Here is a 16133-nt window from a genome sequence, read left to right on the forward strand (position 1 = left end):
TAAGTTTAAGGGTATTCAATTTTGAAAATAATGGGTCAATTAGACTGCCATTTTTATCCCGTTGGTTCTTAATAATTGCAAGAAGTGTTTTTGAACAGAGGTGGCAAACCAGTTCTTTCGTACCGTTAAACCAATGGGTCTAGATTGCTCCTCTCCTTCAAAAGAAAGGGGAACAAGATGGCCTTCCTGTAAATCACGTTGGATTTGATGTTGAGAAAGAAGCGTGAGTCGATCACTGCCGAGCAGAAGCTCTTTGACCAGCATTTGCGAGCTGGCTTCAATCAGGCGATGTGGCACCGGAAGTTCATCTTTGATAAACATCTCTTCAAACATTTTCCTTGCCGGCGTTTCTTTTGAGGAGACGACCCAACTTGCTTGCTGAAGGTCTTGTATGCTCACGGTTTCCTTCTGAGTAAGAGGGTGGTCGGTACGGCATAAAATGGTGTTTTTAGATTCAAACAGCGTCTCTTGACGGATATCTGGGCTAGGGACAGGGAAGCGCAGTGCCCCAATTAAAATGTCTATTTCGCCATACTTTAAGTGACTGAGAAGATCGGTGTATGGGCCGTCGATCACTTGGATTTGGCAGTCAGGATACGATTTAGAAAACTCATTGATGGTACTTGGCAATAAACAAGTTCGCGCGAGAGGAAGGCAGCCAACCGTGATATTGCTGCTGTGACGGTTACTGAGTAAAGCGACCTCATCAAGCCCTTGTTTTATCTCGACAAAGGCTAGCTTACTCGCTTTGTCTAACACAGTGCCAGCCTTGGAAAGGGTGACCCCGGAGCTTGTCTTTTCAAACAGGGTAAACCCTAAAATTTCCTCTAAATCTTTGGACGCTCTGTACACAGAAGATTGTGATACTTCGAGCAGTCGGCTGGCCTCCGTAAAACTCTGTCCATTGGCGACAGCGACTAAGGCTTTCAATTGAGTCGTTGTGATGTTGAATAGGTAACGTTGAACGCTGTTTTTGCGTTGTTTCGTCGCAACTTTAAGGGAATTGGCAATACCTTGGCTAATGTTGTCCAAGGCACGATCGATACGAAATGCAAAGGCTTGGCCTTGCTCGGTTGGTTTCATCCCATCACTGGTGCGTTCAAAAAGTTCACTGTTGATGCTCTTTTCCAATTTGGAGATCGCCTGAGTGATCGCAGGTTGAGACAGGAACACCGTGTCGGATGCTTTGCTAATACTGCCTGTGTTTACGACTTCTGAGATAGCTCGTAAATGGCGCAAATTGGGAATATTAAACATACGACTTCCTTACTTTAGAACGGTGGTACAGAACAGAAATCGATAAAGGTAATAAAATTAAAAATTAGAGTTGAAACTCAATCATTGTTCTAGCCAAAAATCCTACTAACCCCTTATCAAGCCTTATATTAGTAGCTTAAAACGCTATGGCCATGAAGTACAGAATGCTATATTGTTTCTAAAGTGTGATTTAATTCTACAAAAATGATGGCTTGTATAAAAAGTAACGTTAATTATTTATTGATGGTAATTATAGGCTTTTTGTTTGTCTAAGTTTATGTAATTAATTAGCTTTTGTTGGATGGCTTTAGTATCACTTGGGTTATGGTTATCTAATTTTTGAATAATACTTTCAGTAAGTGAATTTTAAATTGTTAAATCTAAGTGTTAGTTTTATCGGCAATGAAACAGGAGGTTCTACCCGATGAAAACTATAAAAACACTATCACTTGCCTTATCAATGGCTTTTGCTGCCAATACTTCCGCTGCCGACATCGATATCACCATTGGTCATGTTGATTCTCAGGATTGGACGATCTCCAAGAAAGGGGCTGCAACACAGGTATTTAAAAACATTGTTGAAGCAGAATCTGGCGGACGCATCTCGGTAAACATCTATCCATCGGGTCAACTTGGTGGCGAAACAGAGCTTCTTCAGTCAGCACAAGAAGGAATGCTGACAATGACGATGGTGTCTGGCGCCTACTCAAAGTTATGTAAAGAAGCGAGTGTTCTCGAAATTCCGTATCTTTTCCCTTCTGCTCCTGTTGCATGGGAAGTGTTAGACGGTGAGTTTGGTCAACAGCTGAATGAACAATGTTTAAAAACAACGGGTTTGCGCAACCTTGCTTACGGTGAAACAGGCTTCCGTCACTTCACAAACTCAAAGCGCGAAATCAAAACGCCAGAAGATCTTAAAGGCTTAAAGATTCGAGTGATGACGACGCCATTGTACGTCGAGCTATTGAAATCTCTTAAAGCTGTACCAACACCGATTGCTTTCCCTGAAGTGCCTGCTGCGCTGACTACTGGAGTCATTGACGGTCAAGAGAACCCAGTTAGTGTGATTAGCGCGAATAAATTTTACGAGCTTCAAAAGTACATCACACTTGATGGCCATGTTTACGGCACCGATTTCTTATTGATGAATGACGATTTCTACCAAGGCCTTTCTGATGCTGATCGTGCAATCATCGATCGTGCGGCTAAAGTTGCGGGCACAGTGGGGCGAGCGGTACAGCAAGTTAACTCGGCAGAAGGCCTAGAAGTATTGGCTAAGAAGGGCATGAAGGTCACTTCACTCACTTCAGAGCAGCAAAAGCAGTTCCGTGATCAAACTCAGCCAGCGGTGATTAAGTGGTTAGAAGGTACCGTAGATTCAAAATGGATTGATGGTGCACTGCAAGCTGTAGAGACAGCGACTAAATAATACAGGCTTCCGCGGCACCTGCGCATTTGGTGTCGCGGCTTTTTCCCAAGGAGATAGGGAATCATGATGGAACAATATAAAAAATTATTAGCGTTCTGTGCAGGTTCGTCACTATTTGTGCTGTTTGCGGTGATGCTAATCACAACCATCTCTCGTTATTTTTTCAATACATCAATCTTATGGGGCGAAGAGCTGTGTAAATACTCGATGATCTACGGCGTTATGTTTGGAACGTCGCTTTGCTATCTAGAGGGGTTACACATCAAATTCGCCGTGCTTGACTCGATCAAATCAAATCTGTTTCAAAAAGCACTCGAAATCATCGTCGACATAGCGGTGTTAGTGTGTGCTGTCGTGATGACGTACTCAGGCTACTTGTTCGTGATGAAGCGCGGTGGTATCGAATCTCCCGGCATTGGTGTGAGTATGTCTTATTTCCAATCTGCACTCGTTGTGGGCGGTATCTGCCTGTTCGTATCTGCATTATTGCGTCTAGCTCAACATGTGAAGCAGGCCCGCAGCCAAGTTGGTCACGCTTCGTCACTCACTCAAGGCGACGTATAAGGATTTACTATGCCATCAATAGCTTTAATGGGCGGAATGCTCGTATTTGGTGTTCCGCTAGTATTTGCCATCATTCTGGCAATGTCGTTTTATGTAACCAGCACGCCAATTTCCATAAGTCTCGTTGCTCAGCGTATTTTTAGTGGGTTAGATTCCTACTCAATTCTCGCAGTGCCATTGTTCGTGTTAGCGGGTGAGCTGATGAACAAGAGTGGCATTACGACTCGTATCATCGACTTTGCTAATGCACTCGTTGGTCATTTTCGAGGCGGTCTTGCACAAGTGAACATTTGGTCTTCAGTGATGTTCGCTGGTATCTCAGGATCAGCAGTTGCCGATACTTCAGCGTTAGGTCGTGTGTTTATTCCTCAAATGGAAAAAGAGGGTTATAGCAAGGCGTTTTCATCCGCGCTGACAGCTGCTTCATCGGTTATCGGGCCTATGATTCCGCCAAGTATTCCGGTGATCATTTATGCCTTGATTGCGAGTGGTGTTTCTGTGCCAGCTCTCTTCTTGGCGGGCATTGTTCCGGGCATTTTGTCAGCCATTGCACTGTCCATCTTCGTGTTCTTCTACGCCACCAAACACAACATTGTTAGTAACGTCGAGCGTACTAGCCGCCGCAAAGCATTGATCAGAGCCTTCGTGCCATTAACGATGCCAATCTTTATTCTGGGCTCGATTTTGATGGGCGTGGTGACACCAACTGAAGCTGCCGCTTTTGCTGCGCTATATGCTCTGTCTGTTGGGATGTTCATATACAAGTCAATCACGGTCAAAGACTTACCAGAAGTGTTCATGCGTTCAATGCGTGATTCATCTATCGTGCTTATTCTGATTGCCGTCGTGTCTGTTGCAAACTGGCTGTTAACTTTCTCTCGTGTGCCTCAGTTTATTAGTCAGCAAGTGTTGAACACCATTTCAGATCCGATCATGTTTCTCATTATGGTCAACCTTATTCTGTTAGCGGTAGGGCTTTTCTTGGAAGGTATCGCAGCGATGCTGATTTTGATTCCAATCTTCCACCCAATAGCAATGAGCTTTGGAATCGACCCAGTGCACTTTGGCATCGTGGTTATCTTCAATTTAATGATTGGCTTGATCACGCCACCGATGGGGATCTGTCTGTTTGTATCGAACACAATTTCAAAGGTAGGCATTGCCGCTATTTCTAAGCAGGTGATACCACTCTTCTTGCTTGAAGTGTTGGTGCTGTTCTTCATCACCTTCGTGCCGCAAAGCGTACTCTTTTTACCGAATCTGTTCGGGTACTAAACGACAACGATGTTTGTATTAGAAGTATTACTGCCACTCATCTTAATTGTAGTGGCAGGGTTTCTCTCGACCAAAAAAGGCGTTTTCAGCCATCAATTTATCGCAGAAACCAGTAAGTTCGTGCTCTATGTTTCGCTGCCGGCAGTGATTATCAGCAGCCTAACCAGCATCGAACTGGGCAAAATTATCGACCCAAACTTTATGTTGGTGTACGCCGTTGCAGGTTTAAGCGCGATGGCGATTGCCATTTTGACTAGCCGCCATCTGCTCAAGTGCAACTGGACGGAAAGCTTTATTAATGGACTGGGTAGCGGAATGCCTAACAGCGCATTCATTGGCTTACCCGTCGTTCTGTCACTGTACAACGGTCAGTATGTTGAAGCATTTCTGATGTGTGTGCTGGTCGAGAATTTGGTGCTTATTCCAACGTGCTTAGTGTTGTTGGAATGTACACAAGGTAAGACTTCAACTTGGCAGTCTCAAGTAAAAGTGGTCGCGGGGCGAATTGGCCGAAATCCAATTATTTTGGCGATTTCATTCTCCTTGTTGGTCAACATCACCGGGATCGCCTTACCAAGTTTTCTTGCGGATAGTTTGTCGATTTTCGCCAAAACGTCCATCGCTCTCGCTCTATTTGCAATTGGTGGTGCGCTTGGGCAGTCACTGAGATTCGAGCAGTACCGAAGAATCGCGTTTGTTTCTTCAATGAAGTTAATTTTCTTTCCTTTAATGGTGTTAGCGCTGTTGTCCTTGATACCGATTGAAGGGGAACTGAAGTATGTCCTGTTGATATTTTCTGCATCACCAATGCTATCGATTTATCCGATTCTTGGTGGCTTATATCAACAACAACGTTTTTGTTTGAACACTCTGATTATTACGACGATAGCGTCAGGAATTTCGCTATCGGTCATTATTTCACTCACAAATTCATAACTATAAACACGTCTAAGAGCGTGTGATTTAAGCAAAAGGTCAAAACATGGAACAAGTTAAAATTGCTGTCGCTGGGGCCGGTTTGATCGGGAAAACCCACATCAAACTGGTATCTGAAAACGCACAATGTCAGTTGGCTTCAATCGTTGATCCTTCACCAAGTGCGCAAGAGATTGCTAAAGAATATGGGGTAAAGGTGTATGCGAGTTTGGAAGAACTGTTTGCACAAGACAAACCGGATGGGGTGATTCTCGCCACTCCGAATCGATTGCACGCCGTTCAAGCTCATGAATGCATCAACGCTGGCGTGCCCGCGATTGTCGAAAAACCGGTGACAGATTCAATTGAAGATGCCATTGAGTTGTTTAAGCATTCCAAGCGTGAAGACGCCAAGATTTTAGTTGGCCACCATCGTGCGTACAGCCCGCTACTTGAAACCGCAAAATCCATTATTGAAAGCGGAGAGCTGGGTAAGACGGTATCTATCACGGGCAGTGCGATGTTCTACAAACCTGATTATTACTACGATGAGGGGGAATGGCGCAAAGTGAAAGGTGGCGGTCCAATCTTAATCAATATGATTCATGAGATCGGCAACTTACGCCATTTGGTCGGCGACATTGTTGGTGTTCAAGCTCTGAACTCAAACGCAACTCGTCAATTTGAAGTGGAAGATACAACCGCGATTTCATTGCGCTTTGCGAATGGTGCGCTTGGTTCTTTCATGTTATCGGATGCTTCAGCGAGCCCACGTAGTTGGGAGCAGACGTCCCAAGAGAATAAGTCTTACGCAACTTACGAAACCGAAGATTGCTATCACGTTGCTGGCACCCATGGCTCACTCTCTATTCCGACCATGCAAATCAAGTCATTCAAACAAAGTGCGATTCCATCTTGGTGGAACGCAATGGAAGAACGCCAAGAACCGGTTACGCGTGAAGACCCACTCAAACGTCAGCTTGAGCACTTTTGTGCGCTGATTCGCGGTGAAGAGAACGAGCCACGAGTGAGTGTCTATGACGGCCTGCAAAACTTATTGGTCATCGACGCGATCATCAAGGCCACCGAGACAGAAGCGTACGTTTCGGTGCAAGACGTTACGGCATTAGTCGACTAAAAGGAGCTAAGGATGAAGTATTCAATCGCGACCGTCTGTTTATCCGGTACTCTTGAGCAGAAAATGCATGCTGCCGCCAAAGCGGGTTTCCATGCTATCGAAATCTTTGAAAACGATTTAACCCAATATCGCGGTTCCGCTGCTGATGTGAAGCGTATCGCTGATAGCATGGGGTTAGATATTTTGGTGCTACAGCCTTTCCGAGATATGGAAGGGATGCCAGAAGAACTGCGCCGAAAGAAATACAAAATGATGGAGCGAAAAATGGAGCTCGCCCATCAACTGGGAACCAAGCGCCTGATGATGTGCAGTAACGTTAACCCGCTCTCGACTAACAATTTAGACCGCTGCGCGGAAGACCTTTATGCATTGGCTGAACTGGCTAAACGAGAAGACATGGAGTTGGGCTATGAAGCGCTAGCTTGGGGACGTCATATTGCTGATTACGATGACGCTTGGAACTTGGTAAAAATGGTCGACCATCCCAACCTCGGAGTGGTGCTAGATACTTTCCATATGTTTGCCCGCGGCAATACGCTGGATACTTTACGCAATGATATTCCGGTTGAGAAAATTGCTTTAGTTCAAGTCGCAGACGCCCCAAAAATGCAAATGGATATTTTGCAATACAGCCGTCACTACCGTTGCTTCCCTGGGCAAGGAGACTTTCCAGTAATTGATTTTGTTAAAACGCTGAAAGACAAAGGCTATGACGATTACCTCTCTCATGAAGTGTTTAATGATGAGTTCCGCTCTTCTTCACCCAAAGAGAAGGCGGTTGACGGCGTTCGTTCTCTTAAGTGGCTAGAGGATCAAACCGATAACCTATTTGAAGCGCCAAGTGTGTCTGATTTGAGCTTTATTGAATTTGCAGTCAAAGACCCAGAAGACAATCCATTTACCGATGTGATTGAATCACTGGGCTTTCACAAAACGCACCATCATAAGAGCAAAAGCGTCGATCTCTACCAAGTTGGCGATATCAATCTGGTATTCAATTATGAGAAAAATAGCAACGCTCGAAACTACCTAGAAGGTCATGGAGAGTCTGTTTGTGCGTTAGGTGTACTGACAAAAGATTCGCAACGTTTGGTGGAATTGGCCAAGCGATACAACAGCCCTACGATTTATCAAGCTCGCCAAGAAAATGAGCTCAACATCCCGACGTTGAAAAGCTCAAGCCAATTGCTCATTCATCTGTTGGATGAGAACCAGGCAGAGAAGTTTTATGACGTTGATTTCGAGCCAGTAGAAAACGCGCAGCCAACGGATGATAACTTTGTACGTGTTGATCATATTGGCCAAGTTGTGGCTCCAGATACGTTATTGTCCAATATGTTCTTCTACAAATCGATCTTTGGCTTTGTTCCGGAAGAGAGCTTCGATTTACCTGATATCAATGGTTTGATCACCAGTCGCACGATTAAAAGCCCGAATGAGAAGATTAAAGTGGCGTTAAATAGCACCAGCGCAAAACGGACATCGGCTCAGCGATTCCTCAATGATTCGAATGGTGCCAGTATCAACCAAATTGCGGTGGAGTGTAAGGACATCTTTAAAGCGGCAGCAAACTTGTCACCTATCTACCAACTGAAGATCTCCAATAATTACTACCTTGATATTCAAGCCCAGTTTGACTTGGAAGATGAACTCATTGAAAAGCTACAGCGTAACAACATTCTCTACACGGAAGACGATACAGGACGCTTCTTCCATTTCTACACCAAAGAAGTGAATGGCTTATTCTTTGAAGTCGTTCAGCGGGTAGGGAACTACAAGAAGTATGGCGAAACGAATGCATTTATCCGTTTAGCGTCACAATCGTATAGCGATTAATACTTAAGATTTTTTCAATGGTAAAGGGGACTCGTTTGAGTCCCTTTTTGTTATTGAAGGGCTGTTTGGAATTTCATCATGTGGGTCCGATACGATTCCACCCAAGTGGTCATGATTACTCATTCACTGCTGCTCCACACTGTGAGATGTTCAAGTGTTACCATAAATACGTTGCATTTGAGACTGCCACAGTGCTCAATACCATCCAATACAATGTTGGCCGAACACTTTATAAAGGCGTTAAATAGGAAGTTTGCTTTATGCGCAAGTCAGATAAGAAGATCGAAAACCAAATTAGAGAGGCGTTAACCGACGTTTGTGAAGATACATTAAAAAGCTACGAAGGCTTTCTTTGGGTGACTCATACGGTCAATTACTCTTCCTTCCCACAGAGCTTAAAAATCATCTGTGTATTTGAAACTAGCCAAGACAGAGCAAACTTTTTAACCGGAGAGGGCCTACGTCATGTTGCTACAGCAATCCAAAAGGCGTTTCATGAGGCAGGAACTCAGCTAAAGAACGTAGAGAAGCAAATCAGCTACGACATAAAGAGCGACGTTCGAAGAAAGTAAGTCGAGTTTGATTGGGCATCTAAGGCTCTATATTACTAGCTTAAATATAAAGCCTTTAGTCTACGTTTACCCTCTGAGTCAGAGCTACAAATGCCAGTTCGCCTATTTCAACTCACTGAATCATGTTCAGTCCAATCGGGTAATAAACGTTTGTTCGTCATCCACAAAGGCGACAAAGCCACCGTGATAGATAAACACTCGGCCACGCCCTTCAACTATGCAGGCAAGCTGTGGGTTCAAATCTTCTTCGTTATCTTGGCTTTGAAAGGTGCCAGTATCCGTGATTACGCCGCGGAGTGGTGGCAAGTATCCATAAGTGCGCTTGGCTTGATCTATAAGGCTCAATTCACTGGTGATAGAGAAACAAGCGGGAATCGAACCAGCGTCTTCAATAAATAGAGGCTTCAGTTCTTCAAAGGCGGTAATCACCAGCCAGTCAATGCCGTTTACATGATGGATAAACATAGGTGTTCTCGATAATTCTGGTTCTGAGATCTTATCATTATCAGAGAAGAACGCAGTAGAAATTTGCTGTTAAAAATCGTTATCCCATTGCCAATTCAGACATACGAGATGAACTGAACCTAAGGCAAAACGCGGCTCATAGGTCCAATTCTGTAGTCTACTTATTTATAGATACTAAACCTCACAAGCAACGCGTCTTACAAATAAAGATTCGCAAGTTCATGCCATTTTTGTTTACCGATGACATCAGTAATGTCAGAGATGGAAGCTTCGGAAAGGTGCCCATCTTTGTTGAAAGTCAGAGGAGTTAGTTCACTCTTAAATGTCCTTGATGTTAAGTATCGAACCCGCCTGAATATCGGCTTTTCGTTTTGTATGAAATAGAAATGCCACTGCTACGGTCTCTCTTAATCAACGTATTACCAGTTCGCTATTTACTAAAGTATGAACACATTCGGGGAAGATTATGTGGGTTAAGAAGAATCATCGTTGGGCTTTATCTGAAAACGAAGCGACGCCAGAGTCTGTCTATAAAGAGCGTCGCGAAATACTGAAAAAGCTTGGCATTGCGGTTGTCGGTATGCCGCTCGCTGCAAATGCGCAAGCTGGTATTTTGGACATCTTCGCGTCAAAGGAAAAGCCAGTCTCAGACAATCGAATTGACCTTAGCGCTGCAAAGCCACAGCAGTACCAAGCAGATCTTTCTCTTACTCCTGAAAGCAAGGTTCTGAAATACAATAACTTCTACGAATTTGGTACCGATAAGTCTGATCCTGCGAGAAACTCTTCTGAGTTCGTGTCTGACCCATGGACGGTAGAGATCGACGGTTTGGTGAATAACCCAATCAAGCTCGACTACGACGATATCTTTAGTAAGTTCACACTAGAAGAGCGTATCTACCGCTTACGTTGTGTGGAAGCGTGGTCTATGAACATTCCGTGGATTGGTTTTCCTTTAGCGGACATCATCAAAATGGCGGACCCAAAAAGTAGCGCGAAATACGTGGCTTTTGAAACCCTCTACGATCCGAAACAGTTCCCAGCCCAAGGCTCGTTCAGCAGCATTGAATATCCTTACGTCGAAGGGCTTCGTCTTGATGAAGCAATGAACCCGCTCGCGCTGATTTCTGTGGGTTTGTACGGTAAGACGCTTGCTCCACAAAACGGTGCGCCACTTCGCTTAGTTGTACCGTGGAAGTACGGCTTCAAAAGCATCAAGTCTATTGTTCGAATTCGTTTAACTGACCGAGAGCCGCCAACAACGTGGAATCGTTTAGCGCCGAATGAATACGGTTTTTACGCCAATGTGAACCCAAATGTTGACCATCCACGTTGGAGCCAAGCAAGCGAGCGATTCATCGGGGAGGGCAGTGTGCTCAGTACTCGCAGACAGCCAACATTGATGTTCAACGGCTACGAAGAAGAAGTGGCACATCTCTATAAGAATATGGATCTGAGGAAGTTCTATTGAGAAAGCTGACGCCAAAACACATCATTGCGCTTAAAGTCCTGATCCACCTTGTCTCTCTCGGTTTCTTAGGTCTGCTGGTTATTGCGATTAATACCGACAACCTAGGTGGTGATCCTGTTCAAGGCATCATTCATTACACGGGTATTAGCGCGTTGAATACGCTGTTTATTACCTTGTTGGTTTCTCCGCTTGCACGTTGGACCAAGCAGGGATTGTTAGTTCGAGTTAGACGACTACTCGGGTTATACAGCTTTTTCTGGGCAGTACTTCATTTAGTTGCGTTTGCTGTGCTCGATTTAGGATTAGATTGGAGTTTGCTTGCCTCCGAAATCGTTAAACGCCCTTACTTGACCGTTGGTGCGGCAGTGTGGGTGATCTTGTTACTTCTGGCGGTGACTTCGACTCAATCCATGCAACGCAAGATGGGGCCTAAATGGCAAAAGCTGCATAACTGGGTTTACTTAGCTGTGATATTGGCACCGATTCACTTCTATTGGTCGGTGAAGTCAGAGGTGGCAGAACCAACGATTTATATCTTCATCGCCATTGGTTTGTTGCTGGTACGCTGGAAGACATTGAAGCAGCGAGTGTTTCGAAAACTATTATCCAGTTGATGCGCTGTTAGACTAATTGCGACAAATGAATCAACAGACTAAAAGGGGCTACGAGAGCCCCTTTCTTAATTGGATAACAAGCCGCTAACCCAAGCTTTCTGTTGCGGTTGGCTCACCACGCTTCCACACCTTTTGTTCGCTCTCGCCAAAGACCGTGAGACTGTTCCTATTAAATACCATCCCAACGCTTATACCGTTAGATCTCAACCTACGACTAATGTCTAACTGTCTGACACTATTTGTATTTTTTCGTTTGGTATAAGGTACTAGCAACTGAAATTCAAGGATTCATGAACATCCGTCATCGAGTTCTTGTAGAAGAGAATGTAGGCAGTCAAATGCTTAATCTTCGTTTGGTGAGTAAATAACGTTGGTTGGAAAAACACACCTTAGAGTGTGAACGAAAGGAATCACTATGAGCAGTACTTTAGAGTCCGTACAGATGCGAACAGATAAGCCTCAAGTCAATGAGGCTGAACTCACTTATGAACAACAACATAAGCCAAGATCGGAATTTGAGTCCCGAGAGCAGTATTTAGAGCACGAGTTGCAGATCATGGCGCCTAAGCGCTGGCGTCCCAATTTGCCGTTCAAAGATTACCGATTCGAGGTAGAAGATGCCATTCCAGCGATGGCCGCGACCATTGGTAAAGTCGTTATGGTAGGAGCCATAGCCGCAACCTTTGCTGGGGCGCTAGGGCTCAATGAAGGCTTTATATTAGAAAATGTTCGTTATGAACTGCTCATAGCCTCAGTTTTCATTATTCTTTTCTCAGGCTTTCTATTGCCGACCGCAAACCTCGCGGGTACACACGGTCCGCTCATCCCATTAATTCCTATCGTCGTTGCTGCTGGTGGGCACCCTATGGCCTTTGGTCTGCTGATTGGTGCTTTTGGCATACTGTTAGCCATCAGTAAAGGTGGCAGTATGCTGGCAAATCTCACCAGTAAAGGTGTGTGTGGCGGTTTGCTGCTTTACTTAGGCTTTGTTGGAACCGTCTCTCAAGTGAAAAAACTGTTCGCTTGGGCAGAGGGAATAGGGATGAGCCACATCGCTTTTGTCGTGATCTTTTGCACCATTATTTTATACGCATTGTTGGAACATTTTCGTAAGCGTTGGCTAGCCGTCCCTCTTAGTTGCTTGCTAGGCGGTACATTAGCTTTTGCCATGGGCGCCCCGTTTTCTTTTCAAACCGAGCCCGGCTTACCCAATATGAACCCTATGTATTGGTGGGGGGAAGATACGGGTTGGATGCTAGGGTTACCGACGATTGAGCATTCCATGGTCGTACTGCCTTTTGCTATTTTGGCCGTAGCCATGTGGTCGCCAGATTTCTTAGGACATCAAGTATTCCAAAAAATCAGCTATCCAGAGCGTACAGAAAAAGTACATATGAATATCGACGATACGATGACCACAGCGTCAATTCGTCAGACGTTTGGTTCTTTGCTTGGTGGTACTAACTTTACGTCTTCGTGGGGGACTTACATCGTTCCGGCAGCTATCGCTAAACGTCCAATTCCTTCCGGCGCTTTGCTAACGGCTCTGTTCTGTATCATCGCTGCGGTTTGGGGTTACCCAATGGACTTAGCGATCTGGCAACCGGTACTTTGTGTTGCGCTTATTGTTGGGGTATTTGTTCCATTGCTAGAAGCAGGAATGGAAATGACGCGTGAAGGGAAAACCACACAATCGGCGGCGATTGTTGTATTTTCTTCAGCGCTTGTTAACCCTGCGTTTGGTTGGTCTCTCACCATGCTGTTAGATAACTTAGGCTTAGTCGGCTGTAAAGAACGTAGTGGGGAGCTGAGCAAAATGAGCCGTTGGGTGTTGCCTGGCATTATGTTTGTTGTATTAACAAGCGTAATGGCGTTGGTTGGTTTACTACCAGGGATACCAGCGATTATCCCAAGCTTTCGTTAGGTAGGCCCATAGTACGATTTATGGTTTGAAGAACCTTTTTCTAACCTGATAGAAACGGTTTAGTTCTGTTGATCTAAACCGTTTTGGCTGAATACTTCTGGCAGAATTTCTAAGAGCGATGCCCTTAGTTGCTGCTCACTACGCTTAAGTATTTAGCCATAAGGCGAATTTCTTCGTCGTTGTAGTGTTCCATTGCTACCTCCATGGTCATGAACAAACCGTTTTTACGTTTTTTCATCTTGTAATCTTTCATTTGATTGAAGAGGTAAAGTTCGCTTTGCCCGCCGATTTTTGGGTACATAGGCATCACTGGCTCATTTCCGGTTTCACCATGGCACGTGGCGCAACCACCTTTCCCAGGGGCGATGTATAGCGCTTTGCCTTTTTCAGTCTCAGGGCTGGCAAAAGCAGAGAAGCTGATGGAGAGAATAAGTAAGATAAGCGTACGTTTCATGATTATAGCTCCTTTCTTAAGCAAGTTAGCCAGTCTTGAATCACTTCGGGGGAGTGCTTGATATACCCAGAATAACGAAACTTAGTTTCACCATTGATCACTACCAATGTGGCTGGCAACCCTTGAAAACCAAGTGCATGAATTGATCCCATGTCTGGTTCAATGGTTTTCGGTAAATGATGAATCCCCAATTTAGAAAAACGCTCATCGATCGCCGGAAGATTGTCCCCAATGTGTACTGTTTCAACACTATAACTTTCGTTATTCGCTATGCTGTCGAGCGCAGGCAACTCCTTTAAACAAGGAGGGCACCAAACCGCCCATAGATTGACCAAACTTACTGGGCTTTTTAACTCGGTAAGCTGATAAGTAGCATTTGCTAGCTTAAACCCCTCTGGAGTGGTGCATTCTTTTGCTGTTATAGAGAAGCTCAAGCATAGCGTTACGCTAACCAGTGCAAATGAGGTCCATTTATTCATTGATATACCTCTTCAAACTTTGACCGATTTTTGCACCACCTTCACCATAGCCAAATACATCGATAAGCTCTCTGTCTGGTCCGTAAAGGTAGATGTAGGCAGAGTGGTAAACTTCATATTGTTTTGGGAGAGGGGGATAAATCGGCTTGCCTTCAAGAGAATAGCCATAGGTTGCTTTCATACTCTTTGCTATTGCTTTGATCTGCTCTTGAGTTCCGGTTAATCCAACCATTTTGGGATCAAAGTACTTTACATACATGTCCAAGTTTTCAACGGTATCGCGGTTAGGGTCAACAGAGATGAAGATTGGCGTGACCTTATCGGTCTCCTCTTTTAACGAATTCACCGCTGTCGCTAAATCGATAACAGTGGTGGGGCAAATGTCTGGGCAACTGGTGTAACCTATACCCATTAATAAGAATTTCCCTTGCCAATTTTTCTCGGTCACCGTACCTAAGGTATTCTCTTGCAGTTCAAACTTTAAAGGTTTAGCTGCGGCGCTAAAACTCAGGAAGCATGCCGCTAGAAAAGCATAGATAGTGTAGGAAGTTTGTCGTCTCATTGTACGTTCCTTTAGTGACATACAGTATTTGTAATGCCCATCGCTAGCAGGTGGGGTTTGGACAACTTAGTGTCGATCTCTTTCAACACCTTGTTGGTGCGGATGTCGTATACGAAAAGTTTTGAAGAGCCTTCTTGTGTTGCAAAGAGCGTCTTTGAGTCTGAAACCACAACCACTTCTCGTAAGTCATTTTTTAACGAGACAGATTGGACTGGTGTATTGGTCGAAAGCTCAAAAATGTCCAGAGCTCCCTTTGATTCAATGATGCCCATTGTCTCGATCCAACCAGTACGAATAGATTTTGGAGCCCCGGTAAGCTTGAGTTCCTTGACAACTTCACCTCCCCAAGATTCGATGACTTGCGCTTGACCACTTTCACTGGCAAGAACAATATATTCAGAATCTGAACTTACGTAAGGACGCCAAGGTTGTGAGTCGAAATGGAAGGTGTTGAATTCCATTTCCATAGAGAGATCCCAAACAACAACGGAATTATCTTTATATTGGGAAGTAAGCGCTAAGCGCGCGTCTGGTGACAAAGTCAGTTCAGAAACGTCACCTTCACCGACATTGATATAGCTTCTCTGACCATCGTGATTACGATAAATAAGCGTTTTTCCTGACTTGCTTTCTGAAACATACAAGTTGTAGCCACCGTTATCAAAGTTCATGCTAAACGGCGATTTGATGTCGGTAATCGTGGCGACATATTCACGTTTTAGCGGTTTAATAATGTCTATGCGGTCCTTCATTGCCACTGCCAGTTGGGCTTCATCAGCATGAAAGGTAATTTCTGTAGGAACACTTTCCATCTCCATCTGCCAATGTGTCTTTTTAACTAAGTCGTAGACGAAGACGGTTGGTGTTTTTCCGTCGATGTAAACGAGAACGTCTTGTACGTCTGACACTTCAAGATGAATCGGTTTTGCCTTGAGTTCGATCTGGTCTGTGTAGGAAAACGTAAAGGTGTCAATTACGGCGACGTTTTTTTGAGTCATCATCAGAAATGAATGCCCATCGAGCACCGTCGTCATATCGACCTTCGATATCGGCGTACGCAGAAAAGGTAAGCAAAGAGGTAAGTAGGGGAATTAAAATCTTGTTCATAGTAACCTCGAACAATAGAAAGCATTATCGCAATCGAGCCATAATTGATTTTTTGGGGCGACTTTGTTGGT

17 protein-coding genes are annotated in these 16133 nt (G+C 44.5%); 10 read left to right on the forward strand and 7 right to left on the reverse strand.

Features of this window, described 5'->3' with window-relative positions:
- Nucleotides 1-39: 39 nt before the first annotated feature.
- The gene (locus tag KHO06_RS08910; protein WP_045452133.1) at nt 40-1257 is read right to left on the reverse strand and encodes a LysR family transcriptional regulator; all 1218 of its coding nucleotides are present in this window, start codon (nt 1255-1257) and stop codon (nt 40-42) included.
- Between the two features lie 424 nt (nt 1258-1681).
- Here KHO06_RS08910 and KHO06_RS08915 point away from each other — a divergent pair, with 424 nt between their 5' ends.
- The 7 genes from KHO06_RS08915 to KHO06_RS08945 all read left to right on the forward strand — a co-directional run bounded on the left by KHO06_RS08915 (nt 1682) and on the right by KHO06_RS08945 (nt 8986).
- On the forward strand, nt 1682-2686 hold the full coding sequence (locus KHO06_RS08915) for a DctP family TRAP transporter solute-binding subunit (protein WP_005434074.1): 1005 nt from the start codon (nt 1682-1684) through the stop codon (nt 2684-2686).
- A gap of 63 nt (nt 2687-2749) precedes the next feature.
- A complete protein-coding gene (locus tag KHO06_RS08920; RefSeq protein WP_045367365.1) occupies nt 2750-3250 on the forward strand; it encodes a TRAP transporter small permease in 501 nt (166 codons plus the stop codon).
- A gap of 9 nt (nt 3251-3259) precedes the next feature.
- On the forward strand, nt 3260-4525 hold the full coding sequence (locus tag KHO06_RS08925; RefSeq protein WP_212581375.1) for a TRAP transporter large permease: 1266 nt from the start codon (nt 3260-3262) through the stop codon (nt 4523-4525).
- A gap of 9 nt (nt 4526-4534) precedes the next feature.
- Nucleotides 4535-5461, forward strand: coding sequence for an AEC family transporter (locus KHO06_RS08930; RefSeq protein ID WP_212581376.1), 927 nt, complete (start codon nt 4535-4537; stop codon nt 5459-5461).
- Between the two features lie 46 nt (nt 5462-5507).
- The gene (locus KHO06_RS08935) at nt 5508-6578 is read left to right on the forward strand and encodes a Gfo/Idh/MocA family oxidoreductase (protein ID WP_212581377.1); all 1071 of its coding nucleotides are present in this window, start codon (nt 5508-5510) and stop codon (nt 6576-6578) included.
- A 12-nt stretch (nt 6579-6590) separates the two neighbouring features.
- Nucleotides 6591-8414, forward strand: a complete 1824-nt coding sequence (locus KHO06_RS08940; protein WP_212581378.1) for a sugar phosphate isomerase/epimerase and 4-hydroxyphenylpyruvate domain-containing protein — start codon at nt 6591-6593, stop codon at nt 8412-8414.
- Nucleotides 8415-8674: 260 nt separating this feature from the next.
- Complete coding sequence (locus KHO06_RS08945; RefSeq protein ID WP_212581379.1) at nt 8675-8986, forward strand: Fis family transcriptional regulator; 312 nt, start codon at nt 8675-8677, stop codon at nt 8984-8986.
- A 126-nt stretch (nt 8987-9112) separates the two neighbouring features.
- On the opposite strand, the gene KHO06_RS08950 is transcribed toward KHO06_RS08945, so the two are convergent.
- On the reverse strand, nt 9113-9451 hold the full coding sequence (locus KHO06_RS08950) for a hypothetical protein (protein WP_005433823.1): 339 nt from the start codon (nt 9449-9451) through the stop codon (nt 9113-9115).
- Between the two features lie 466 nt (nt 9452-9917).
- Between KHO06_RS08950 and msrP the strand changes: the two genes are divergently transcribed.
- The 3 genes from msrP (at nt 9918) to KHO06_RS08965 (ending at nt 13460) form a co-directional block, all read left to right on the forward strand.
- On the forward strand, nt 9918-10922 hold the full coding sequence (gene msrP / locus KHO06_RS08955; protein ID WP_212581380.1) for a protein-methionine-sulfoxide reductase catalytic subunit MsrP: 1005 nt from the start codon (nt 9918-9920) through the stop codon (nt 10920-10922).
- A complete protein-coding gene (gene msrQ, locus KHO06_RS08960; RefSeq protein ID WP_212581381.1) occupies nt 10919-11536 on the forward strand; it encodes a protein-methionine-sulfoxide reductase heme-binding subunit MsrQ in 618 nt (205 codons plus the stop codon). The genes msrP and msrQ overlap by 4 nt, the downstream gene beginning before the upstream one ends.
- 415 nt (nt 11537-11951) lie before the next feature.
- Nucleotides 11952-13460 (forward strand): DUF3360 domain-containing protein, encoded by a 1509-nt coding sequence (locus KHO06_RS08965; protein WP_212581382.1) that lies wholly within the window; start codon nt 11952-11954, stop codon nt 13458-13460.
- Nucleotides 13461-13584: 124 nt separating this feature from the next.
- Here KHO06_RS08965 and KHO06_RS08970 read toward each other — a convergent pair whose 3' ends face one another.
- Genes KHO06_RS08970 through KHO06_RS26505 form a run of 5 tightly spaced genes read right to left on the reverse strand, consistent with a single transcriptional unit; the run spans nt 13585 to nt 16062 of the window.
- Nucleotides 13585-13914: a cytochrome c gene (locus tag KHO06_RS08970; RefSeq protein ID WP_081234087.1), complete on the reverse strand. Its 330-nt coding sequence runs from the start codon at nt 13912-13914 to the stop codon at nt 13585-13587.
- Nucleotides 13915-13916: 2 nt separating this feature from the next.
- Nucleotides 13917-14393, reverse strand: coding sequence for a TlpA disulfide reductase family protein (locus tag KHO06_RS08975; protein WP_212581383.1), 477 nt, complete (start codon nt 14391-14393; stop codon nt 13917-13919).
- Nucleotides 14386-14955 carry an SCO family protein gene (locus KHO06_RS08980; RefSeq protein WP_052127686.1) on the reverse strand — a complete coding sequence of 190 codons (570 nt, stop codon included), beginning with the start codon at nt 14953-14955 and terminating at the stop codon, nt 14386-14388. The genes KHO06_RS08975 and KHO06_RS08980 overlap by 8 nt, the downstream gene beginning before the upstream one ends.
- 11 nt (nt 14956-14966) lie before the next feature.
- Nucleotides 14967-15956, reverse strand: a complete 990-nt coding sequence (locus KHO06_RS08985; protein ID WP_244858340.1) for a WD40 repeat domain-containing protein — start codon at nt 15954-15956, stop codon at nt 14967-14969.
- Entirely contained in the window at nt 15925-16062 is a 138-nt protein-coding gene (locus KHO06_RS26505; protein WP_244858341.1) for a hypothetical protein, read from the reverse strand. Before KHO06_RS26505 ends, KHO06_RS08985 begins: the two co-directional genes overlap by 32 nt.
- Between the last annotated feature and the right edge of the window lie 71 nt (nt 16063-16133).

The organism is Vibrio sp. B1FIG11 (genome assembly GCF_905175335.1).
Taxonomy (GTDB): Bacteria; Pseudomonadota; Gammaproteobacteria; order Enterobacterales; family Vibrionaceae; genus Vibrio; species Vibrio campbellii.